21 protein-coding genes are annotated in these 21,870 nt (G+C 71.8%); 14 read left to right on the plus strand and 7 right to left on the minus strand.

Annotated features, from left to right (window positions below):
• Window positions 1-6 precede the first annotated feature (6 nt).
• From mobA to H504_RS0119020, 5 genes are all read left to right on the plus strand, one after another.
• Window positions 7-561: a molybdenum cofactor guanylyltransferase gene (gene mobA / locus H504_RS35910; protein WP_051386031.1), complete on the plus strand. Its 555-nt coding sequence runs from the start codon at window positions 7-9 to the stop codon at window positions 559-561.
• 88 nt (window positions 562-649) lie between these two features.
• Complete coding sequence (locus H504_RS0119005) at window positions 650-1,708, plus strand: AAA family ATPase (RefSeq protein WP_169735421.1); 1,059 nt, start codon at window positions 650-652, stop codon at window positions 1,706-1,708.
• A gap of 65 nt (window positions 1,709-1,773) precedes the next feature.
• Window positions 1,774-2,655 carry a DUF58 domain-containing protein gene (locus H504_RS0119010; protein ID WP_211239359.1) on the plus strand — a complete coding sequence of 294 codons (882 nt, stop codon included), beginning with the start codon at window positions 1,774-1,776 and terminating at the stop codon, window positions 2,653-2,655.
• Window positions 2,656-2,657: 2 nt separating this feature from the next.
• Window positions 2,658-3,641 (plus strand): VWA domain-containing protein, encoded by a 984-nt coding sequence (locus tag H504_RS0119015; RefSeq protein WP_026424068.1) that lies wholly within the window; start codon window positions 2,658-2,660, stop codon window positions 3,639-3,641.
• Window positions 3,642-3,751: 110 nt separating this feature from the next.
• A complete protein-coding gene (locus H504_RS0119020; protein ID WP_157440509.1) occupies window positions 3,752-5,311 on the plus strand; it encodes a hypothetical protein in 1,560 nt (519 codons plus the stop codon).
• Window positions 5,312-5,329: 18 nt separating this feature from the next.
• Here H504_RS0119020 and H504_RS0119025 read toward each other — a convergent pair whose 3' ends face one another.
• Complete coding sequence (locus H504_RS0119025) at window positions 5,330-5,974, minus strand: DUF2461 family protein (RefSeq protein WP_026424070.1); 645 nt, start codon at window positions 5,972-5,974, stop codon at window positions 5,330-5,332.
• A gap of 309 nt (window positions 5,975-6,283) precedes the next feature.
• On the opposite strand from H504_RS0119025, the gene fabG reads away from it, so the two are divergent.
• Genes fabG through H504_RS0119040 form a run of 3 tightly spaced genes read left to right on the plus strand, consistent with a single transcriptional unit; the run spans window position 6,284 to window position 8,819 of the window.
• Window positions 6,284-6,988, plus strand: a complete 705-nt coding sequence (fabG, locus tag H504_RS0119030) for a 3-oxoacyl-ACP reductase FabG (RefSeq protein WP_026424071.1) — start codon at window positions 6,284-6,286, stop codon at window positions 6,986-6,988.
• Window positions 6,989-7,034: 46 nt separating this feature from the next.
• Window positions 7,035-7,802 carry an enoyl-ACP reductase FabI gene (fabI, locus tag H504_RS0119035; RefSeq protein WP_026424072.1) on the plus strand — a complete coding sequence of 256 codons (768 nt, stop codon included), beginning with the start codon at window positions 7,035-7,037 and terminating at the stop codon, window positions 7,800-7,802.
• 3 nt (window positions 7,803-7,805) lie between these two features.
• A complete protein-coding gene (locus H504_RS0119040; RefSeq protein WP_026424073.1) occupies window positions 7,806-8,819 on the plus strand; it encodes a ferrochelatase in 1,014 nt (337 codons plus the stop codon).
• Window positions 8,820-9,344: 525 nt separating this feature from the next.
• On the opposite strand, the gene H504_RS41400 is transcribed toward H504_RS0119040, so the two are convergent.
• The 3 genes from H504_RS41400 to H504_RS0119055 form a co-directional block, all read right to left on the minus strand.
• The gene (locus H504_RS41400) at window positions 9,345-9,593 is read right to left on the minus strand and encodes a hypothetical protein (protein ID WP_026424074.1); all 249 of its coding nucleotides are present in this window, start codon (window positions 9,591-9,593) and stop codon (window positions 9,345-9,347) included.
• Between the two features lie 4 nt (window positions 9,594-9,597).
• Window positions 9,598-10,170: a hypothetical protein gene (locus H504_RS0119050; RefSeq protein ID WP_026424075.1), complete on the minus strand. Its 573-nt coding sequence runs from the start codon at window positions 10,168-10,170 to the stop codon at window positions 9,598-9,600.
• Between the two features lie 489 nt (window positions 10,171-10,659).
• Window positions 10,660-11,454, minus strand: a complete 795-nt coding sequence (locus H504_RS0119055) for a hypothetical protein (RefSeq protein ID WP_026424076.1) — start codon at window positions 11,452-11,454, stop codon at window positions 10,660-10,662.
• A 133-nt stretch (window positions 11,455-11,587) separates the two neighbouring features.
• Here H504_RS0119055 and H504_RS0119065 point away from each other — a divergent pair, with 133 nt between their 5' ends.
• From H504_RS0119065 to H504_RS0119075, 3 genes are all read left to right on the plus strand, one after another.
• Window positions 11,588-12,826 carry a low temperature requirement protein A gene (locus H504_RS0119065; RefSeq protein WP_211239358.1) on the plus strand — a complete coding sequence of 413 codons (1,239 nt, stop codon included), beginning with the start codon at window positions 11,588-11,590 and terminating at the stop codon, window positions 12,824-12,826.
• Window positions 12,827-12,892: 66 nt separating this feature from the next.
• The gene (locus H504_RS0119070; protein WP_026424078.1) at window positions 12,893-14,290 is read left to right on the plus strand and encodes an ATP-binding protein; all 1,398 of its coding nucleotides are present in this window, start codon (window positions 12,893-12,895) and stop codon (window positions 14,288-14,290) included.
• A complete protein-coding gene (locus H504_RS0119075; protein WP_026424079.1) occupies window positions 14,287-16,233 on the plus strand; it encodes a vWA domain-containing protein in 1,947 nt (648 codons plus the stop codon). Before H504_RS0119070 ends, H504_RS0119075 begins: the two co-directional genes overlap by 4 nt.
• 577 nt (window positions 16,234-16,810) lie before the next feature.
• On the opposite strand, the gene H504_RS0119080 is transcribed toward H504_RS0119075, so the two are convergent.
• Genes H504_RS0119080 through H504_RS0119090 form a run of 3 tightly spaced genes read right to left on the minus strand, consistent with a single transcriptional unit; the run spans window position 16,811 to window position 18,176 of the window.
• Window positions 16,811-17,200 carry a hypothetical protein gene (locus tag H504_RS0119080; protein WP_026424080.1) on the minus strand — a complete coding sequence of 130 codons (390 nt, stop codon included), beginning with the start codon at window positions 17,198-17,200 and terminating at the stop codon, window positions 16,811-16,813.
• Entirely contained in the window at window positions 17,197-17,970 is a 774-nt protein-coding gene (locus tag H504_RS35920) for a hypothetical protein (protein WP_051386032.1), read from the minus strand. Before H504_RS35920 ends, H504_RS0119080 begins: the two co-directional genes overlap by 4 nt.
• On the minus strand, window positions 17,967-18,176 hold the full coding sequence (locus H504_RS0119090; RefSeq protein WP_026424081.1) for a hypothetical protein: 210 nt from the start codon (window positions 18,174-18,176) through the stop codon (window positions 17,967-17,969). The genes H504_RS35920 and H504_RS0119090 overlap by 4 nt, the downstream gene beginning before the upstream one ends.
• A gap of 283 nt (window positions 18,177-18,459) precedes the next feature.
• On the opposite strand from H504_RS0119090, the gene H504_RS0119095 reads away from it, so the two are divergent.
• The 3 genes from H504_RS0119095 (at window position 18,460) to H504_RS35925 (ending at window position 21,836) form a co-directional block, all read left to right on the plus strand.
• Window positions 18,460-19,722, plus strand: a complete 1,263-nt coding sequence (locus H504_RS0119095; RefSeq protein ID WP_026424082.1) for an Rv0361 family membrane protein — start codon at window positions 18,460-18,462, stop codon at window positions 19,720-19,722.
• Window positions 19,723-19,753: 31 nt separating this feature from the next.
• Entirely contained in the window at window positions 19,754-20,962 is a 1,209-nt protein-coding gene (locus H504_RS0119100; protein WP_026424083.1) for a toll/interleukin-1 receptor domain-containing protein, read from the plus strand.
• An 85-nt stretch (window positions 20,963-21,047) separates the two neighbouring features.
• Window positions 21,048-21,836 (plus strand): alpha/beta fold hydrolase, encoded by a 789-nt coding sequence (locus H504_RS35925; protein WP_035304915.1) that lies wholly within the window; start codon window positions 21,048-21,050, stop codon window positions 21,834-21,836.
• Window positions 21,837-21,870: the final 34 nt, after the last annotated feature.

Raw genomic sequence — 21,870 nt, forward strand, 5'->3', positions numbered from 1 at the left:
GGTGGCATGTGGGCGGCGGTGGTTTTGGCTGGGGGACGGGCCACCCGGATGGGTGGAATCGACAAACCTGCCTTGGTCGTGAACGGTAAGACGCTGCTCGACCATGCCCTCGCCGCCGTGGGCCACGCCGACGAGATCGTCGTGGTCGGTCCTGAGCGACCCACGGCGGTACCCGTGCGGTGGACCCGTGAACCCGTGCCCGGCTCCGGCCCGGTGGCCGCCTTGGCCGCCGGGCTGGAGTTGGTCACCGCCCCGGTCACCGTGCTGCTCGCGGCCGATCTTCCCGCTGTGACAACGGAAACCGTCGACCGGCTGCGCGCCGAGGCCCCGGCCCTGTTGGTCGACGCGGGTGGTCGGGACCAGTGGCTGCTCGGCGCCTGGCCCACCGGGCGGTTGCGCGCCGCCCTCCCCGAGCGGCCGGAGAACGCCGCGCTGCGTAAGGTCCTCTCGGGACTGTCCCCGGCCCGCGTGCCTGACCGCGACGGCTCGGCGCGCGACATCGATACCCCCGGAGACATGCCCGGAGTTGTTCCCACCGACGGACCGGCGTTCCCAGAGTGAGTTCACAGGGCTCACACCGGCGGTCCGGTTGGCTGTACGAGTATGGCCGCGCGAGTGCCGTCCGCGCGGTCCGGCAAGCACGAGGAGGATGCCGGTGACCGAGCCCGGGGAGGCCGAGGCGCCCACGACCCCCGCGCGGGACGCGCAACTGCTCGAACGCACCGTGTTCGAGGTCAAGCGGGTGATCGTCGGGCAGGACCGCCTGGTCGAGCGGATGCTGGTCGGCCTGCTGGCCAAGGGCCACCTGCTGCTGGAGGGCGTGCCCGGCGTGGCGAAGACCCTCGCCGTGGAGACCTTCGCCAGGGTCGTCGGCGGGTCGTTCTCCCGCGTGCAGTTCACCCCCGACCTGGTGCCTGCCGACATCCTCGGCACCCGCATCTACCGGCAGGGCAGCGAGCGGTTCGACGTGGAGCTCGGCCCGGTGGTGGCCAACTTCGTGCTGGCCGACGAGATCAACCGGGCGCCCGCCAAGGTGCAGTCGGCGATGCTGGAGGTGATGGCCGAGCGGCACGTGTCGATCGGCGGCCGGACCTTCCCGATGCCCACCCCGTTCCTGGTGCTGGCCACCCAGAACCCGATCGAGAACGAGGGCGTCTACCCGCTGCCGGAGGCGCAGCGCGACCGGTTCCTGTTCAAGATCATCGTCGAGTACCCGACGGTGGAGGAGGAGCGGGAGATCGTCTACCGGATGGGGGTGACCCCGCCCGAGCCCAGCCAGGTGCTCACCCCCGAGGAGCTCAGCCGCCTGCAGACCGTGGCGTCCACCGTCTTCGTGCACCACGCGCTGGTCGACTACACGGTCCGCCTGGTGCTGGCCACCCGCACCCCGGCCGAGCACGGCCTCGCCGACGTGGCGGGCTGGATCGCCTACGGCGCCTCGCCGCGCGCCAGCCTCGGCATCGTCGCCGCCTCGCGTGCGCTCGCCCTGGTCCGCGGCCGCGACTACGTGCTGCCCCAGGACGTCGTCGACGTCGTCCCGGACGTGCTGCGGCACCGCCTGGTGCTCTCCTACGACGCGCTCGCCGACGGCGTCCCGATCGACCACATGATCTCCCGGGTGCTGCAGACCGTGCCGCTGCCGCAGGTCTCCGCCCGACCGCAGGCCGTCGGCCAGCCGACCCCGGCCGGGGTGAACGGCAGGCCGTGAGCAGGCAGAGGTCCACCGACGGCGACCGGCCCAACTGGGTCCCCCCGGTACTGCGCGGCGACCGGATGGAGGCCGGGCTGCGGCTGCTGGAGATCGACGTCCGGCGCAGGCTGGACGGCCTCCTGCAGGGCAACCACCTCGGCCTGGTCCCCGGACCCGGCTCCGAACCCGGCGAGGCCCGCCCGTACCAGCCCGGCGACGACGTGCGCCGGATGGACTGGGCGGTCACCGCGCGCACCACCGTCCCGCACATCCGGGAGACCGTCGCCGACCGCGAACTGGAGACCTGGCTGGTGGTCGACCTGTCGGCCAGCCTGGACTTCGGCACCGCGGGCTGCGAGAAGCGCGACCTGGCCGTGGCCGCCGTGGCCGCCGTCGCGCACCTGACCCGGGGTGGCGGCAACCGCGTCGGCGCGCTCATCTCCACCGGGGAGTCCATGATCCGCGTCCCCGCCCGCGGTGGCCTCGCGCACGCCCGCGGCCTGGTCCGCAAGGTCGCCGAGACCCCGCGCGCGGGTGAGGGTGTTCGCGGCGACCTCGCCGACGCCATCGAGCAACTCCGCAGGCCACCGCGTCGCCGGGGGCTGGCCGTGGTGGTGTCCGACTTCCTCGGGCCCACCGACTGGCAGCGGCCGCTGCGCGCGCTGTCGCTGCGCCACGAACTCGTCTCGATCGAGGTCGTCGACCCGCGCGACGTCGACCTGCCCGACGTCGGCACCGTCGTGCTGGCCGACCCGGAGACCGGCCGCAGGCGCGAGGTGTCCGCGTCGCCGCTGCTGCGCAAGGAGTTCGCCGCCGCCGCCGCCGAGCACCGGGCCGCCGTCGCCGCAGGCATCCGCCGCGCGGGCAGCGGGCACCTGGTGCTGCGCACCGACTCCGACTGGATCGCCGACACCGTGCGGTTCGTCGTCTCCCGCAAGCGCCGCTGGTCCGGGGGTGCGGCATGACGCTGAGCTTCCACAACTTCTCCGCGCCGCTGTGGTTCCTGGCGCTGCTGGCCGTCGCCGCGCTCGGGTTCGGCTACGTGGTGGTGCTGCGCTCGCGCCGCAAACGGACCCTGCGGTTCGCCAACCTGGAACTGCTGGAGAAGGTCACCTCCGCCGGACCCAGCCGGTGGCGGCACGTGCCCGCCATCCTGATGGTGCTCGCGCTGCTGCTGCTGACCACCGCCATGGCCGGTCCGACCGCCGAGCAGCGGGTCCCGCGCAACCGGGCCACCGTGATGCTGGTGATCGACGTCTCGCTGTCCATGGAGGCCACCGACGTCGCGCCGACCCGGCTCAAGGCCGCCCAGGTCGCCGCCAAGTCGTTCGCGCAGGGCCTGACCCCCGGGGTCAACCTGGGGCTGATCACCTTCGCGGGCACCGCGACCGTGCTGGTGGCGCCGACCACCGACCGGGCGCCGGTCGCCCAGGCGATCGACCACCTCAAACTGGCCCAGTCCACCGCCACCGGCGAGGCGATCTTCGCCGCGCTGCAGTCGATCGACGGGTTCTCCCAGGTCGTCGGCGGACCGGACGGCCCGCCGCCCGCCCGCATCGTGCTGATGTCCGACGGCAAGCAGACCATCCCCACCGAGAACGAGGACGACCCGCGCGGCTCGTTCACCGCCGCCAAGGCCGCCGCCGACAAGAAGATCCCGATCACCACCATCTCCTTCGGCACCGTCGACGGCACCGTGGAGATCGAGGGCCGCACCCAGTCCGTCGCCGTCGACGACTCCGCCATGCAGGAAATCGCCAAACTCTCCGGCGGCGACTTCTACAAGGCCGCCACCGCCGACCAGTTGCGCAAGGTCTACGACACCCTCGGCGAACAGATCGGCTACGAGATCAAACTCGCCGACGCGAGCAGACCCTGGCTGATCCTGGGCACCCTGGTCGCCTTGCTCGCCGCCGCCACCTCACTGGTGTTCAACCAGCGCTTACCATAATCTGCCGCCACCACCGGGTGAAAAGCCCGTTATCGGTCGATTGTGTCCGCGTGGGCAAAGTTACCCCGCACCCGTTGTCAACGGCCGCGCACCGGCTGTCGAATGTGGTCATGCGCCAGCACCGCGACCAGCTCCCGGCCGAAACCGATACGCGGCCGCCGGACCCGGCGCGGTTCGCCCACACCGGACCGGACGCCCTCGTGGCACTGCAGCGACTGGCGGGCAACGCGGCGGTCGCCCAACGGGTGCGCGGCACCGCACAGGATCCGATCGTGATCGACGACTCGGACGACGAGGGCAGCGAACCGGACTTGATGTCCGGTCTGGTGTCCGGTCTGGTGTCCGGTGTTGTGTCACCGAACTCGTGGAGCGGGGCGCCGTCTGGTGTGGTGTCACCGGAGTTGTGGAGTGGGACGCCGTCCGGCCCGGTGTCGGCGGAGTCGCGGAGCGGGCCCGTGTCGGGTCCGGTCACGCCGCGTGGCGGGTCGCCTGTCGCCGGTGGTACCGATCGGTCGGGCGAACTCGCGCGGGCGCTGCGGGCGCGCCTGGCGGGAATGCTCCCCGCAGGTACGGAATCCGGCAAAGGCAAGGAGCGGGTGCCGAGCGGCGATTCGGGTGGATTGCCGCCGGAGTTGACCCGATCCTCGGATGAGGAGGAGGAATGGTCACCGTCGCCGCACACGGAATGGGTACCCCGATATCCGGGCGGTGAGCCGGATTCGGTACCACCGCCCGCGGCGGCGCGGGAGGGTGACGAGGAGACCGCCTCGGTCGCCCTGGCCGTGCCCGCCGCGGGTTTGTCCGCCCGGATCAGTTCGCTCATCGCCTACTTGGGGCCGAAAGAGCTCCGGATTGCCAAGAGTGATCCGGAGTTGGCCTGCCACGTGTGGGCGTTGCAGGCGCTGTCGGGACAGTCGCCGATCGCGCCCGAGCTGTGGTCTTTGATCATGTCGGGTCCGACGGGTGCCGGACCCGCGTGGTTCGCCGCGCTCAGTGCGCGCACCAGGGCCCGGTTGACCGGGATCACCCAGGAGATCGCCGCGGCGCAGGCCTGGTACGAGGAGATCGCCGACAGCGTCGATCCGGACCGGCAGCGGCTGGGCAACATCCGCGCGGCCCTGCCGCGGTTGTCGGCGAGCGAGGCCAGGGCGGGGAGGAAGTACGCGAAGACGCTCGAGAAGGAGATCGAACAGCGGCTCAATCCGCCGGAGACGCGGGACTTGGTGCACCAGCGCATGGAGCGGATGTGCCGCACGGTGGTGGAGTTCTACGGGTTGCCGGTGTGCGAGCCCGCCGAGGCGGTCGCCTCGATCGCCTGCGTCTACCGGATGGGACGTGGGTACGGCCTCCCCGACCACTGGTGGGTCGAACTGGCCCACGACGGCGAGGTGATCGTCGCCCAGACGGTGCCCGACATCGACATCGTGTTCACCGGTCTCGCCGACGTCGAGCACCATGACCATCCGGACTACCGAGTCGTGCGGGTGCCGGTCGCGGGCCTGCACCAGCGGCACATCGACACCATCACCGCCGGGATCGATGCCTGGGCGGGGGTGGGCGAGACGGAGCAGTCGTCATCAAGCAACGGCGACACCGACAGTGACACCGAAGAGGACGACTCCGACTCCGATTACCGGTCGCCGCCGGACAAGCGGCGGCGGACCGGATAGCCGTCCTCCGCCAGGGAGTCAGCCCGCGGCGCGGGGTGTGGGGAGGACCACGTTGTGCGCCAACCAGGTCAGCAGGTCGTCGAGTTCGCCCGCCATCGCCAGGACGTGTTCCACCGCGTCCTTCGTGTGCACCGCGTCCACCGGGTGGACCCAGCGCTTGACCGTCAGGGAGCCGTACCGCAGCAGGTCGGACCTCGGGTGCTCGGGCGGGAACTCCCTGGGGGCGCGGCGGGTCACCTCGCCGGACACGGCGTAGTCCGCGGGCAGCACGGAGAGGATCTTCACCAGTTGCGGCCCGCTGTCGTCGTCGGCCACGGCGGCGCGGAACCGGCGCACCTGGCCGGGGTCGGGGTAGTGCCAGGCGCCGCGCACCCGCAACCCGTCGAGGTCGAACCGCAGACCCAGTTCCACGTTGCGGGCCAACCGGACCACCGCGCCCTGGTGCTGCCACCAGAACGGCTCCTCGGCGAAGTGCCACACCGTGGAGTCCGCGTACCGGGGGTCCGCGTCGGCGAGATCGGCCAGCAGGGCGCGCATCGGGGCGCGCACGAGTCTCTCCCGGTCCCCGCGGCACTGCTCGCGCACCGCGGCGCTGGGCACGCCTTCCAACTTGCGCAACAGGTCGAATGCCTGCACCGGCCACCCGGTGAACCGTCGGGGCATGACCATGATTCTAGGACTTTCCGCCCATCACGAAAGTGTGGCAGGTCGATATACGGACAGTGCCGGGAAAACGAATTCGCTCGGCCGAACGTGTGGGGTGGTGACGGTGGCCCCGACGAACCACCGGTGCGAGCCGGGAGGAATCCGGCACCGGCGCTACCCCGAACGGGCCGCGGCGCTCGACCGACTGAACGGCCCGCGATGCTGTGGCGTCGCTCACCCCTGGTCCTCGGCCCCGGGCCGCCGCCGGGTGGGGGACGCCCGATAGCCTCCCCGGGAACGGGTCGCCGGGAGGACGGGGAAGCGGGCATGGGTCGGTCGGTACTGGTCACTGGCGGCAACCGGGGCATCGGGTTGGCCATCGCTCGTGCCTACCAGCAGCGCGGTGACAAGGTCGCCGTCACCCACCGCGGCTCCGGCGCCCCCGACGGCCTGCTCGGCGTCCAGTGCGACGTGACCGACGCCGCCGCCGTCGACGCCGCCTTCACCGAGGTGGAGAACGCGCACGGCCCGGTCGAGCTCCTGGTCGCCAACGCGGGCATCACCGACGACACCCTGCTCATGCGGATGAGCGAGGACCAGTTCACCCGCGTCCTGGACGCCAACCTCACCGGCGCCTGGCGGGTCACCAAGCGCGCCAGCCGCGGCATGCTCAAGGCCCGCTTCGGCCGGATCGTGTACATCTCGTCGGTGGTCGGCCTGATGGGCTCGCCCGGCCAGGTCAACTACGCCGCCAGCAAGGCGGGCCTGATCGGCATGGCCCGCTCCATCTCCCGCGAGCTCGGCTCGCGCGGCATCACCGCCAACGTCGTCGCCCCCGGTTTCGTCGCCACCGACATGACCGACGCGCTGTCCGAGGAGCGCAAGCAGCAGATCCTCGGCACCATCCCGGCCAACCGGTACGCCACCGTCGAGGAGGTCGCCGCCGCGGTCACCTTCCTCACCTCCGACGAGGCGGGCTACATCACCGGCGCCGTGATCCCGGTCGACGGTGGCCTCGGCATGGGGCATTGAGTTGATGTCTCCAGCGAACTCTCCAGTGGAAGGTAGCGACCTCACGATGACCGGACTGCTCGAAGGCAAGCGGCTGCTGATCACCGGCGTCATCACCGACGCGTCGATCGCGTTCCACGTGGCCAAGGCGGCCCAGGAGCAGGGCGCCCAGGTCGTGCTCACCGGGTTCGGCAGGCTCAGCCTGGTCGAGCGGATCGCCAAGCGGCTGCCCCAGCCCGCCCCGGTCGTCGAGTTGGACGTGCAGAACCCCGAGCACCTGGACACCCTCGCCGACCGGGTCCGCGAGCACGTCGACGGCCTCGACGGGGTCGTGCACGCCATCGGGTTCGCGCCCAAGAGCTGCCTCGGCGAGCCGTTCCTGGACGCGCCGTGGTCGGATGTCGCGGTCGCGCTGGAGGTGTCGGCGTACTCGCTCAAGGCGCTCGCGGTGGCGGCGCTGCCGCTGCTCGGCGAGGGCTCGTCCATCGTCGGCCTCGACTTCGACGCCCGGATCGCCTGGCCCGCGTACAACTGGATGGGCGTGGCGAAGGCCGCGTTCGAGTCCACCAACCGGTATCTGGCCCGCGAACTCGGCCCCAAGGGGGTCCGGGTCAACCTGGTCGCCGCCGGGCCGGTGCGCACCATGGCCGCCAAGTCCATCCCCGGGTTCGCCGACCTGGAGGCGGGCTGGGCCGACCGGGCGCCGCTGGGTTGGGACGTCAACGACGCCACCCCGGTCGCCAAGTCGGTCTGCGCCCTGCTGTCGGACTGGCTGCCCGCCACCACCGGCTCCATGGTCTGGGTCGACGGGGGCGTGCACGCCCTGGGGATGTGACCCGTGGTCGACGCACTGCTCTGGCTGTCCTTCGGCGGCCCCGATGGCCCCGCTGACGTCCGCCCGTTCCTGGAGAACGTCACCCGCGGCCGCGGCGTGCCCCCGGACCGGTTGGACGAGGTCGAGGCCCACTACCAGCACTTCGGCGGGGTTTCCCCGATCAACGCCCTCAACCGGTCGGCGATCGCGGCGGTCGAGGCCGAACTGGTCCGGCAGGGACTGGACCTGCCGGTGTACTTCGGTAACCGCAACTGGCATCCGCTGGTCGAGGACACGGTGGCCGCCATGGCCGCCGACGGGGTGCGTCGGGCGTTGGTGTTCCCGACGAGCGCTTACGGCGGGTATTCGGCGTGTCGGCAGTACCATGAGGACATCGCGCGGGCTCGCGCATTTGATGGTGCGCCGGAATTGGTGAAGCTTCGGCAGTTCTTCGACCATCCGCTGTTCGTGGACGCGGTCGCGGACGCTGTTCGGGTTGCCGCGGCTGGGATGCCGGAGGGATATCGGTTGGTGTTCACCGCGCATTCGGTGCCGGTGTCCGCTGACCGGACTGCGGGGCCGGACGGGTATCTGTACTCGCGCCAGATCGCGACGGCTGCTCGGTTGGTTGCTTCCGCGGTGGGAGTTGCCGAGTTTGATGTCGTCTGGCAGTCGCGGTCGGGGCCACCGCAGGTGCCGTGGCTGGAGCCGGACATCGTCGACCACATCGGGGCGGTTGAGGCGCCTGGAGTGGTGGTGTGTCCGATCGGGTTCGTCAGCGACCATTTGGAAGTCGTGTGGGATCTGGACACGGAGGCGGCTGCTCGGGCGGCTGAGCTTGGGATCGCCTTTGCGCGGGCGGGGACGGCTAGTGGTGATCCGCGGTTTGCGGAGTTGGTGGTGTCGTTGATTCGCGAGCACCTGGATTCTGCGCCTGCGGTGAAGTTGTCGGATCTGCCTGCGTTGGGGTGTACGGCGAATGGGGCGCTGTGTGCGCCGGGGTGTTGTGAGTTGCCTCGGCGGCCTGGGCCTCGTTGAGGGGGTCTCTGGGCCTCGGCTGCGCCTCGGGGGTCGGCCTGGTCGCCTTCGGCGACGCCGGCCTCGGGCGCCAGATAAATACGGGGTGCCCGCTGGGGTGAAGTTGTTTTGTTTGGGGCCCCTGGCGGTGGCCTGGGTAAGGCTAAAAGGCGGGGCCACTGGAAAGACGTGGCCTTACCCGCCTGCCGGCTTAGGCCACCGCTTCCCCCAAACAAAACAACTTCACCCCAGCGGGCGGTTGGTATCGGCGGGTTTCGAGGCGCGCGGTGCAAGAATGGAGCTTCGTCGATCAGGGCTGGGTTTTGGGCGCGCGGTGCGGGCTGGCGGCCTTTGTTGGTGTGGGGTGGGGTTACTGGTCGGTGGTGGGGTTTCACGTAGGTCCATCACATGGTCTCTGACCGGTAAATGGAAACTCACCTACCCTGGCCTGGGAAGGCGGGGGTGGGGGTGGGTGTCGCTTGTGGACGAGACGAAGGAGGGGCGTGGGGCCGGGGGTGCAGGGGAACCCCCGGCCCCACGCCGCACTCAGGCGCGCAGCCGGACCTCGTGCCGGAGGTCTGGCGCTGTCGCCTCGGTGGGGAATACGGCGGTGACGTAGGCGGTGGCGCATTCGGGGCAGACGGGGCGGGCGGTGGGGCGGTCGCGGTAGCGGGTGTCGACGGGTTGGCCGCAGAGGCCGGTGTTGCCCGCGGGCAACAGCACGTGCGCTCGGCCACCGGCGGTCATGCTGGTGCCCCAGTCGACCTCGACGCGGGGGTTTCGGTTCGTCATCATCGCGTCACCCGTGGTTCGACTGGGAGAGGTCGAGGCGGGAGTGCAGTGCTCTCCCGGTCTCGCTGAGGGTGATCATCCGGCAGTCCCGCAGGCGGGCGGAGCCGATGACCAGGTGGCCCGCGTTGACCAGTTCGCGCATGCGGGCGGCGAGTCGGCTCTCGACCGGGGTGCCGCGGTCGACGACCTGGTTGGCCTCGGTCATGCCGAGGTCGCCGCGCTGGGCGCAGCGGAGCAGGACGAACCAGTCGCGGGTGCGGGCGGCCTCGTCGGGGCTGCGGCGGCCGCGGCGCAGCCAGATGTCGAGCAGGCGTTCCCCGGCGGAGGTGAGCCCGGCGGGCAGCCAGCCGTCGTGCGGGTCGGGGACGGCGTCGCCGAAGCCGATGAACCCGTCGCGGCGCAGGGTGAACAGGGCGCTGACCATCAGCACACCCAGGTCGTCGGTGCGGTGCCGCAGCGCCGCGCTCGCGCCGTAGGCGCCGACCTCGCCCCGCGCGACCATCTGCAGGGCACCCAGGTGGTTGGTGTCCAGCGCCAGCGGCCGGGCGGCCTGCTTGGGGTCGAGCAGTTGAGCGGTCATGGTGTGACTCCGGTGACAGCGTTTGGTCCAGTGCGAACACTATCGGCGACCAGAGCGGCCGACGCTCATCCCAAAGAGCCATAGCACCGGGTTATGTCGCGGGATGTGCCCTGTTCGCGCTGCTCAGCGGCGGAAGGTTGCCGCCGTCGGCACGGGGTTCGCCGGGAAGGCAAGGGTTTCCCCGGGGGTACCGGCGGAAGATCTACAGGTGCGGCGGTTCTCGGCCACATCCGGTTGCGGCGCGGGAACATCCCACCGGATCCCGCTCACCTGATGCCCCGCGGCGGGCGGCCGGAAGGTTTCCGCCAGGTTGCCGCCGTCCGACGCGATTCAGTGATCAAGGTCGGGATTGGTCCAGTCGCGTTCGCCCGATTCGGTGAGCCGCTGACGATGGGGTGCCGCGCAGGTCACACCCCACTTCCGCGCCGGGTGGACACGCAGCGTAACGGGGGGTGCCTGCGGCCCGCGACGGGTGAATGGTTGAGCGATTCAGAGCTGCTCGGCGTGCTCGGAGAACACCCGCACGGCCTCGGCGACGGCGGCCAGCCGGGCGACCCGGACCGCGTCGAACAGCGGCCGCAGGGCCTCGGCGCGGCGCCGGGCGGAGGACGACGACAGCGCCCCGCCGGGGGAGTCCTCGGCGGCGAGCTCCAGGATCGCGGACACCTCGTTGGCCCGCTGCAGCACCCGCAGCGCCCGCGGCGGGGTGCCCTCGGGCCACGGCGCGGCGGAGCGGTGCGCGATCCGGGCGGTGATCTCCTCGCGCACGCCGGAGCGGTGCTTGGCCACGCCCAGTTCGGTCAGCACACCGGCGGCGACCCGCATGGCGCCGGTCAGCTCGTGCTCGGCCTCGCCCAGCGGCAAGTGCTCGACGCCGGGGGCGTCGCCGATCTCGAAGGCCGTCCAGCGCAGCACACCGTCCGCGACGGGCTCGGGGACCAGGCCGATCGGGGCGTCGAGCAGCACGACGGCCTCACCGGCGTGCAGGGCCACACCGGCGAACTCGCTGCGCCCGCCGAGGCCGCGCACGTCACCGGCGACGGGGAGGACGAGCCTGCCGCCGGTGGCGTCGACCCGGCGGACGGCGGCGAGCAGACCGGCGACCTGGCCGCCCGCCTCGCCGCGCACCGGGACCTCCAGGCGGGCGGCGGTGTCGGCGTCGACAGCGACGACGTCGTGCGCCGGGGACCAGTGGCTGAGCGCGTCGAGGACGTCGTCCGCCGCGGCGGAGCCGTTCAGCCAAGCCGAAACCCACACCGCGAAGGTGGCACTCGGAGTTGACACGGGTGCTGAGGGTACGCGACCGGTTCCCGCCGTGGTGGATCAGCTCCCCAAGCTGCCCGCCGGGCGACCGCGCCCGCCCCCGGCGCCCGCCGCGGCGCTCTCACGCCCGCCGGGGCATGCCACGATCTGGTCCGTGACCAAGCGGGTGGGCAAGTCGGTGAAGGCCAGGTTGGAACGGGTGGGGGAGTCGTCGTCGGCCACCAACCTGGAGCTGTTCTTCGACCTGGTGTTCGTGTTCGCCCTGACCCAGGTGACCGCGTTGATGGCGGAGAACCCGACCTGGCAGGGGCTGCTGCGCGGCGCCCTGGTGCTGGCCGTCGTGTGGTGGTGCTGGGTGGGCTACTCGTGGCTGTCGAACCTGGTGAAGGCCGACGAGGGACACGCCCGCACGGCGATGCTGGGCGCGATGGCGGCCATGTTCCTGATCGCGTTGGCCATCCCGGAGGCTTTCGACGACATCCCGGGCGGCTTGCCCGGCCCGCTGGTGTTCGCCTTCTGCTACCTGCTCGTGCGCGCCGTGCACCTGCTGCTGTTCTGGATCAGCGCGGACGGTGACGTCGGGCTGCGCAGGCAGTTGGCGCGGTTCACCCCGACCGTGGTCGGCGGCACCGTCCTGTTGCTCGTCGCGGCCCGTACGAGCGGGACCGCGCAGATCCTGCTGTGGATCGCCGCTGTCGTGGCGGACTACGGCGGCACGCTCGCCATCGGCGCCGCGGGCTGGCGGCTCAACTCGGCCAAGCACTTCGCCGAACGGCACGGCCTGATCGTGCTCATCGCGCTGGGCGAGTCGATCGTGGCGATCGGGGTCGGGGTGAACCACCTGCCCATCTCGTGGCCGATCATCGTCGCGGCCATGCTCGGCCTCGCCGTCTCGGCGGGCCTGTGGTGGGCGTACTTCGACACGCACGTGATCATCACCGAACGCGCGCTCGCCGAGGCCGACGGTGTCGCGCGCGCCAGCATGGCCCGCACCGCGTTCACCTTCCTGCACCTGCCGCTGGTCACCGGGATCGTGCTGTTGGCGCTGGGTTTCAAGAAGGTCCTGGCCTACGTGGGCGGTGCCGACGGGCACAGCGGCGCGGACCACCTGCACGGCCCGCCGCTGTGGGCGCTGTTCGGCGGCGCGACCCTGTACCTGTTGTCGCACGCGGCGATCTCGTGGCGCTGCACCCGGGTCGTCAAGGCGCAGCGGATCGTCGTCGGCGTGCTGCTGCTCGCCATCACCCCGCTGATGGGCCAGGTGCCCGCCGTGATCGCGCTGGTCGTGCTGACCGCGCTGCTCATCGCCATGCTCGGCTACGAGTGGGTGCACTACCGCGGCGACCGGGACGAGATCCGACACGCTGAGCACACCGACCACGCTGGGGCGTGACCCCGGCTGGAGTCGCTCCACGTCGACCGCGCGGCCGAACCTGCGTAGCGTCGAGGCGTGACAGTTGTGAACCCGCCCCCGCCGCACCTGCCCCGCACCGCGGGCGAGCTCCGTGCGGCAGGCCACGCCCCCCGGGGCGTCAAGGCCGAGATCCGCGGCAACCTGCTCGCCGCCCTGCGCGAGGGGCGCGACCCGTGGCCCGGCATCGTCGGTTTCGGCCAGACCGTGCTCCCGCAGTTGGAACGCGCCCTGCTCGCCGGGCACGACGTGGTGCTGCTCGGCGAACGCGGACAGGGCAAGACCCGGCTCGCGCGCACGGTCGCGGGCCTGCTGGACGAGTGGACCCCGGTCATCGAGGGCGCCGAACTGGGTGAGCACCCGCTGGCCCCGATCACCCCGCGCTCGATCCGGCTGGCCGCCGAGCTGGGTGCCGACCTGCCGGTGACCTGGCGGCACCGGGACGAGCGCTACACGGAGAAGCTGGCCACCCCGGACACCTCCGTGGGTGACCTCATCGGCGACGTCGACCCGATCCGGGTGGCCGAGGGCCGTACCCTCGGCGACCCCGAGACCATCCACTTCGGACTGGTGCCGCGCGCGCACCGCGGTGTGGTGACGGTGAACGAGCTGCCCGACCTGGCCGAGCGGATCCAGGTGGCGCTGCTGAACGTGATGGAGGAACGCGACATCCAGATCCGCGGCTACACGCTGCGGCTGCCGCTGGACGTGCTGCTCATCGCCACCGCGAACCCCGAGGACTACACCAACCGCGGCCGGATCATCACCCCGCTCAAGGACCGGTTCGGCGCCGAGGTCCGCACGCACTACCCGCGCGGCGTGCAGGCCGAGGTCGACGTGGTGCGCCAAGAGGCCGAGCTGGTGGCCGAGGTCGGCGACCCGCTGCTGGAGGTGCTGGCCCGGTTCGTGCGCAACCTGCGCGACTCCAGCGCCATCGACCAGCGCTCCGGGGTGTCCGCCCGGTTCGCCGTCGCCGCCGCCGAGACGGTGGCCGCCGCCGCGCTGCGCCGGTCCGCGCTGGTCGGCGAGGAACCCGCGGTGGCCCGCCCGATCGACCTGGAGGCCGTGCCCGCCGTGCTGCGCGGCAAGCTGGAGTTCGAGTCGGGTGAGGAGGGCAGGGAGACCGAGCACCTGAGCCACCTGCTGCGCCGCGCGGTCGCCGAGACCGCCCGCGACCGGTTCGCCGGGCTCGACCTCGGCCCGCTGGTCGACGCCGTGGTCGACGGGCACCTGGTGGCCACCGGCGAGCGGGTCCCGGGCAGCGAGGTGCTGGCCGCGCTGCCGGAGCTGCCGCTGCTGCACGAGGTCGCCGCCCGGCTGGAGGTCAAGGCCACCGACCCGCCCGGCCGGATCGCCGCCGCCGTCGAGCTGGCCCTGGAATACCTGTACCTGACCAGGAAACTGGCCAAGGACTCCGCCGACGGGGAGGCGGTGTACGGCCCGTGAGCGCCGAGGGCTACCGCTACGGCCCCTGGCGCGAGGGGCCCGACCCGCTCGCGCCGCCGGTCGACCTGCGGGCCGCGCTGGAGGCGCTGGGGCGGGACGTGATGGAGGGCGCCTCGCCCCGGTCGGCGCTGCAGGAGCTGCTGCGCCGCGGGGTGGGTGACACGGCCGGGCTGGACGAGCTGACCCGCAGGCTGTGGGACCGCCGGTCCCGCATCCAGCGCAGGCACCGGCTCGACGGCACCCTCACCGAGGTCCGCGAGCTGCTGGACCGGGCGCTGGCGGCGGAGCGGACCGAGCTGTTCCCGGACCCGTCCGACGACGCCCGGTTCCGCGAGGCCCAGCTCGACGCGCTGCCCTCCGGTACCGCCGCCGCGGTGCGCGACCTGGCCGACTACGACTGGCGCTCGCAGGCCGCGCGCGAGGCGTACGAGCAGATCCGGGAGAAGCTCGGCCAGGAGCTGATGGAGTCCCGGTTCCAGGGCATGAAGCAGGCCCTCGGCGAGATGCGGCCGGAGGACACCGAGCGCATCCGGCAGATGATGGCCGACCTCAACGACCTGCTGCTGGCCCACCTGCGCGGCGACGACACCGACGAGCGGTTCGACCGGTTCATGGCCGACCACGGGGAGTTCTTCCCGGAGAACCCCAGCACGGTCGAGGAGCTCGTCGACGCGCTCGCCACCCGCGCCGCCGCCGCCCAGCGGATGATGAACTCGATGACCGAGCAGCAGCGCCAAGAACTCGCCGAGCTGATGGCGGGCGCGTTCGGCGACCCGCGGTTCGCCGACCAGGTCGCCACCCTCGACGCGAACCTGCGGGCGCTGCGGCCGGGCGAGGACTGGACGTCGTCGGCCCGCTTCCGCGGCAAGGACCCGCTGGGGCTCGGCGAGGGTGCCCAGGCGATGGCCGACCTGGCCGAATTGGACGGTCTGGCCGAACAACTGGGACAGTCGTACCCGGGTGCCCGGCTGGAGGACATCGATCTGGAGGCGCTGCAACGGCAACTGGGCGGCGAGGCCGGTGTGGACGCTCGCCGGTTGGCGGAGCTGGAACGGGAGCTGCGCAACCAGGGCCTGCTCGACCGGGCACCCGATGGGACGCTTACCTTGTCCCCCAAGGCAATGCGGCGGCTCGGCGAGACGGCGCTGTCGGAGGTCATCGGCGGCTTGCGCAGTCGCCGAGGCGAGCGGGACACGGCACGGGCGGGCGCGGCGGGCGAACTGACCGGGTCCACCAAACCGTGGACATTCGGCGCGACCGAGCCGTGGGACGTCCCACGCACGGTCCGCAACGCCGTCCTGCGCACGCTGTCCACCGGCTCCGGCCGAGTCCGATTTGATGTGTCCGATGTGGAGGTCGCCGAGACCGAACAGCGCGCCCGCGCCGCGGTGGCGTTGTGCGTGGACACGTCGTGGTCGATGGTGCAGGACGAGCGCTGGGTCCCGATGAAGCGCACGGCACTGGCGCTGCACCACCTGATCAGCACCCGGTTCCGCTCCGACGAGCTGCAACTGATCACCTTCGGCAGGCACGCGTCCACAGTGGACATCGCAGAGCTGACCGCGTTGGAGGGTGTCTGGGAGCAGGGCACCAACCTGCACCACGCGCTGCTGCTGGCAGGCCGCCACCTCCGCCGCAACCCCGACGCCCGCCCCGTCGTCCTGGTCGTCACCGACGGCGAACCCACCGCCCACCTCGAACCCGACGGCGAAGCGGTCTTCCACTACCCGACCACCCAGGCCACCCTGCGCAAGACCCTGTCCGAAGTAGACAGCCTCGCCCGCCTCGGCGCCTCCGTCACCGTCTTCATGCTCGGCGACAACCCCAGCCTCGCCGAGTTCGTCGACCTCATCGCCCGCCGCGGCGGCGGCCGGGTAGTCGCCCCGGATGTGGACGGCCTGGGCACCGCCGTCGTCAGCGACTACCTCCGCAACCGGAAGTAGGACGGCTGGGCACTTGGGTCCCCGTTTCGTGGGGTGATCAGGCGCCCTACGGTGCTGGCGGAGGGCGCTGCGCCCGGCGGCTTGCCAGGTCGGTGGCTCGGACGCCGTGCTCGACAAGCCGTCCACAGATCATGTCGTCGCCCCGGCTCGCCGCTTGCGATAGCCCCGTCAGGTGCTGTGTGCCGGGCTTGGCGATCGAATCGTGCCGACTGGTCCGCCTGGCTCCACCAGTAGCCCCTGCGGGCCGTGCTGGTCATCCCGGCCCTCGCCGCCCTCGAGCCCGGGAGTCTCCTGCCGTCCACTCCGAACCCGGCCACCAGTTGTCCACATCGTCCCCAACCGTCCCCAGCATCGGCGCCTCCCCTGCCACCGCGCTCACCAACCGGTAGACTGGCCTCGGGGACGCCCCCCGGGAAGGGTGGGGCCGCCCGGGGGCGGGTTGGAGTGCCGTCGAAGTCGGTTTTGTTGTGGTGACGTGGCGGTTTGGGTAGGTGGGGTCGTGGGTCCGGTGGGTTGGTTCTGGGTGTGCCGGTGAGTGCGATCGGGCCGTGGGCAGGGTGTGTGTGGCGTCGGGGGTTTAGGTTGGGATGATGGGCTCGCGGTGGTGGGTGGGGTTGGCGGGGCAGAGCCAGTAGGCGGTGCCGTTGTCCACGCGGGCAGTCATGGGGTGTTGGTGTCCGGGGCACCGGGGTAGGGCGAGGCCGCCGGTGCTCTCGATGACGTGGTCTTGGATTTGGCCGGCCAACTCGGTCACGGCTGTTTCGGTGTCGGTGATCAGCGGGTACAGCGCGATCTCTGGTTTCCGGCCGTTCCCCAGGGTCACCGCCACGCTTGTGGGTAGGAACGGCGACGGGAAGACGTTGGTGTCCAGGTCGGCGGCGAGGATTTGCCAGGGTGGGGTGAGGGGGCCGAAGCGGTGGAGGACGGCCTCGGCGACTGAGTGCGCGAACGCGATCTGGTCGGTCATGGTGTGAGCGCCGTGGTGATGGGGCCGAGGTTGTCCACTGTGGCCGTTGCGGTGGCGAGGTGGTCGCGTTGGGCGGTGGTCAGAGTGGACAGTGCGTGGGCGAGGCGGGTTTGGCCGGGGGTGTCGAGGTGCGTCAACAGCGGTAGGAGATCGGTTCCTGTTGGGTCGCAGAGGACCGTGGCGACGGCTGGGAGGCGGTCGTCCGGGATCAGGGCGAACAGGTGCGGCAGCCGGTCGACGCTGTCGGTGTACACGGCGGTGCGCAGCAGCGCTTCTTCGTCCAAAGCGGACACCACGGCGCGTAGGGTCGGGTCTGGGAGGTCACCGACGAAGCGGCCCATGGTGATGTGGTCGCGGCGGCGGACGAGTTCTCCGGCGACGGCGACCACCCGGTCGACCGGCAGCAGGGGCAGTACCCGGGCGATCCGCCGGGGGTCGAGTTCGGCGGCGACGTCGGCCAGGAACGTGATCGGGAGCCGCCCGGCGAGGTCCACCGCCCGCTCGGGGTCGAGCGCGCCCGCGACCCGCGCGCTCAGCAGCGGGCCGAACGACCGTTGCGCGATGGACGCGGTCAACGCCGCCGGGACCAGTTTGCTGGCCACCGCGATCCGCTCGAACCACACCCGGTTCGACCCGAACAGCACCTCGGTCGCCCGGTCCCGCACCGCGCGCACGTCGGCCGGGGACAGGTCGGCCAGGTAGTGGAAGCGGTCGGCGGGTTCGCCGAGCAGGCGGGCCAGCTTGGCGATCTCCGCGCCGGTGCCGGTCACCGGCCCAACGCCCGGCGGACCAGGGGGCGCAGCAGGCGGGGGAGTTGGCGCAGGGAGTCCTCGGTCGCCGCCGCCAGGTGCGCGGCCTGCCGTTCGCGCGCGTCGCGGAGGGCGGCGGCCAGGTCGGCGGCCGCCTCCGGTGGCAGGGCCTCGACGGCGGCGGGCAGCGGGCCGCGGAACTGCGCGCGCAGGGTCGACTCGGTCACCGTTCCAGCGTGCCCGCCCGGCGCGGCGGCGGCCAACTCGATAACCCCGCGTGATCGGGTGCCATCACATCCGGGTGAGGTCGGCGGTCAACCACGGACCGCAAACAAGATCATTCAGTGAATGCCCGCCGAATCCCGGTCACCGCCTCCGGCCTGCGTTCTTCCGGCCACGCAGCGCGGTCGCCGGGGCCGCGCCAGGGCCTTTGGTCCCTGTCTTTCACTAGACGGCCCACATAACGTGCGTGCACCCGCGAATTACTGCCTGTGAACGTGAGAAGCGAGGATGCACGTATTCATCAGCTACGCCCGTCGGGACCAGGCGTCGATCGCCTCGCTGCGCGCCGACTTCGAGCGGTTCGGCAACCGGGTGTGGTACGACCGCGAGGCCCACGGCGGCCAGGACTGGTGGGACGACGTGCTGAGCCACGTCCGGGGCTGCGTCGTGTTCACCTTCGCGCTCTCGCCGGACTCGTTGCGCTCCAAGGCGTGCCTGGCCGAGTTGCGCTACGCGGCGGCGCTGCGCAGGCCGATCCTGCCGGTGCTGGTGCGACCCGTCGACCGGGGCGCGATCCCCGACGGCCTGCCCGCGCCCGTCGACTACGTCAACCGGACCGAGGAGAACGTGATCCGGCTGCGCAAGGCGCTCAGCGCGCTGCCCGCCGCCCGTCCCCTCCCCGCCCGCCTGCCCCAGGAGCCCGAGATCCCCACCTCCTACCTGAACGCCTACCTCGCCCGCATCGACTCCCCGGAGCTCGACGACCGGGCGCAGCGGGAACTGCTCGTCCAACTGCGCGACCGGATGGACAACCCGGACGAACGCGCGGACGTCTGGGACCTGCTGGTGCGGCTGCGCGACCGGCCGGAGCTGAGCCGCCCGGTCGCCAACGCGGTGGAGAACATCCTGGCGCCGGGCTGGCAGCCGGACCCGCGCGAGCTCTACGAGGGCCGCTACTGGGACGGACAGAGCTGGACCACCCTGGTCGTGCAGAACGGCCGGGAGTTCAACGACCGCAACCAACCCACCCGGCTGCACCCGCACGCGCCGCACCACTCCGGCCCGTTGCCCGTCGTCACCGCGGAACCCGAGCCGGAGCCCGTGCGCAAGCGTCCGGAGCGGATCGGGCACAAGATGCGCAAACCGCGGTCCAAGCGGCAAAAACTCCTCTTCGCCGGCGCCGGTGCCGCGGTTGTTCTCGCCGCGGGTGTCACGGCCGCGGTCATGGTGCTGAACTCGGGGCCGGGTGAGGACGCGGCCACCCAGATCGCCCGCAACTTCGTCGACGCGGTCAACACGCACGACGCCAACGCCATGCAGCAGTTCGTGTGCGCGACTGATCGTCAACAGAACGCCCATCTCTACACGGCGTTCCTTGACGCGGCTAACGTAACCCTCGAAAGTGTCGACGTGAGCGGGTCCGATCCCCGGTTCACTGTTCTCGCCACCCGCACCGTGGGCGCCACGTCGGTGCGGTTGCGCATTCCCCTAGTCGACGAGAACGGCGCGTGGAGGGTGTGCGACATCAGCCGGGCGCTGTCGGGTCGCTGACCGCCGATTAGCGCAGTAGCGGAGTAAGAGCATGCAGGTGTTCGTCAGCCACGCGCCGTCCGACCGAGATGTCGCGGCGGCACTTCGCGCCGACCTGGCCCAACTCGGGCGGCAGGTCGCCCTCGATCGCGGTGAGCCCACCGGGGCGCACTGGTGGGATGGCGTGTTGCACCGGGTCCGCCGGTGCGACGTGTTCATCCTGGTGACCTCCCCGGCGGCGGTCCGTTCACCCGGGTGCCTGGCCACCCTCCGCTACGCGCGCGCCCTGCGCCGCCCGGTGCTGCTCGTGTCCGCCGCGGCGACGGGGTTGCCGCCGGAGGCCGAGACCGCGCCGCTGTTCGAACCGTCGGGTTTGGACATCAGCCAGCGGATCCCCAAGCTGCGCGGCGCCTTGCTGGCCTTGCCCCCGGCGCCGCCGCTGCCGGACCCGCTGCCCCTGGACCCGGCCGTCCCCTACCTCGACCCGATCCGCCAACGGCTCGACGAGCCCCAACTGGACCCGACCGAGCTGCGCGAACTGGTCCGCCAGTTGCGGTTGCGGCTGCGCGACGAAGGCGAGCGGGCCGCCGTGTGGGGACTGCTGGTGCGGATGCGCGCCCGCACCGACTTACCGCCCCCGTTGGCCGCCGAGGTCGAGAAGGTCCTCGCCCCCGGTTGGCAACCCGACCCGGAGCGCCGGGTGGAGAAGCGCTATTGGGACGGTCAGGCCTGGACCACCCTGGTGCGCCACGAAAACCGCGAGTTCAACGAGCGTCGCGTCCCGCCGCCGGAGGCGACCTGGTCGGGCGACCCGGTCCCGGCCAGACCCCGCCCGACCGCGCCCGCCCCCGTCAAACCGGTCGTCAGCAGGCCGAAGGTGGCGCCCCGGCTGCCCAGCCGCAAGCGGTTGCTGGTCATCGGCGGCGGTGTCGTCGTCGTGGCCGCCGTGGTCGTCTCCGGTGTGCTGATCTTCAGCGCCGGTTCCGCCGACCCGACGACCACCGCCCGCGACTTCGTCGATGCCGTCAATGTCGCCGACGTCTCCGCGCTGCAAGAGGTCACCTGCACCCAGAACCGGTCCCGGGCCGCGGACCTGTTCCTGCGCGCGGGCGCCCACCTCTCGCTGGAACGGGTCGACGAGTCCGCCGACCCGCCCACCTTCACCGTCCTGGCCACCGACTCGGCCACCACGAACACCGACCGGCGCACCTACTCCATGGTCGAGGAATCCGGCAAGTGGCTGGTGTGCCAGGGGAGCTGATCCGCGCCCCGGTCCCAGGAATCCAACAGTCCCACATGGTCGGATAATCCCCATCGGGGCGGGGTGTGTGCTCTATCGTCACCACATGCCCGCTCTCGCCGCGCCCGGTGCCGCCCTGTACTACGAGGTCCGGGGCGCAGGCCCCACCCTGCTGCTGATGCCCGGCGGTGGGGGAGACGCCGATTCCCTGGCCGCCCTCGCCGACCGCTTGGCCGCGGACTTCCAGGTGGTCACGTTCGACCGGCGCGGGCTCTCCCGCAGCACCCAGGACGATCCCGGCGAGGACCCGGGGATCGGTGGGCACGCCGATGACGCCGCGCGGGTGCTGGCCGCGGTGACCGGTGAGCCCGCGCTGGTCTTCGGCAGCAGCCTGGGCGCCGTCATCGGGTTGGACCTGCTCCTGCGCCACCCCGACCGGGTCCGCCTGCTGGTGGCGCACGAGCCGCCGCTGCCGCAGTTCCTGCCCGCCGCCGAGCGGGCGGAGAGCCGGGGGATCCAGGCGGAGATGGAGCAGTCTGGTCCACAGTGGAGGGAGGTGGCCGCCGCGCTGGCGATGGACCACTCGGATACCGAGCCGGATGTCGTCGCCGAGCCGCCCGGCCCGCGCGATTTCGCCAACCAGCGGCTTTTCCTCGACCGGGACGCGCCCGCCGTGCACCGGTACCGATTGGCCGTCGAAGCCATTCGGTCAGCCGCCGATAGGATCATTCCCGCGGCGGGGGAGAAGTCGGCCCACGCGTTTCCGCACCGGTGCGCACTGGGCCTCGGCGCCGAGTTGGGAATCCCGGTCGACATCGTTCCCGGCGACCACGTCGGCCCGATGACCCGCCCGACCGGATTCGCGGCCGGGCTCCGGGAGATCTTCACCCGGTGAACCGGAGATGGTGAACCAGACGCGGTAAATCGGG

This window comes from Actinokineospora inagensis DSM 44258, assembly GCF_000482865.1.
GTDB classification, from domain to species: Bacteria; Actinomycetota; Actinomycetes; order Mycobacteriales; family Pseudonocardiaceae; genus Actinokineospora; species Actinokineospora inagensis.

Coding starts and splice junctions, on each gene's coding strand:
- H504_RS35925 (WP_035304915.1), top strand. CDS start 21,048: ATGCCCGCTCTCGCCGCGCCCGGTGCCGCCCTGTACTACGAGGTCCGG.
- H504_RS0119095 (WP_026424082.1), top strand. CDS start 18,460: ATGCACGTATTCATCAGCTACGCCCGTCGGGACCAGGCGTCGATCGCC.
- fabG (WP_026424071.1), top strand. CDS start 6,284: ATGGGTCGGTCGGTACTGGTCACTGGCGGCAACCGGGGCATCGGGTTG.
- H504_RS0119100 (WP_026424083.1), top strand. CDS start 19,754: ATGCAGGTGTTCGTCAGCCACGCGCCGTCCGACCGAGATGTCGCGGCG.
- fabI (WP_026424072.1), top strand. CDS start 7,035: ATGACCGGACTGCTCGAAGGCAAGCGGCTGCTGATCACCGGCGTCATC.
- H504_RS0119025 (WP_026424070.1), bottom strand. CDS start 5,974: ATGCCCCGACGGTTCACCGGGTGGCCGGTGCAGGCATTCGACCTGTTG.
- mobA (WP_051386031.1), top strand. CDS start 7: ATGTGGGCGGCGGTGGTTTTGGCTGGGGGACGGGCCACCCGGATGGGT.
- H504_RS0119050 (WP_026424075.1), bottom strand. CDS start 10,170: ATGACCGCTCAACTGCTCGACCCCAAGCAGGCCGCCCGGCCGCTGGCG.
- H504_RS0119010 (WP_211239359.1), top strand. CDS start 1,774: ATGGAGGCCGGGCTGCGGCTGCTGGAGATCGACGTCCGGCGCAGGCTG.
- H504_RS0119020 (WP_157440509.1), top strand. CDS start 3,752: ATGCGCCAGCACCGCGACCAGCTCCCGGCCGAAACCGATACGCGGCCG.
- H504_RS0119080 (WP_026424080.1), bottom strand. CDS start 17,200: ATGACCGACCAGATCGCGTTCGCGCACTCAGTCGCCGAGGCCGTCCTC.
- H504_RS0119005 (WP_169735421.1), top strand. CDS start 650: ATGCCGGTGACCGAGCCCGGGGAGGCCGAGGCGCCCACGACCCCCGCG.
- H504_RS41400 (WP_026424074.1), bottom strand. CDS start 9,593: ATGATGACGAACCGAAACCCCCGCGTCGAGGTCGACTGGGGCACCAGC.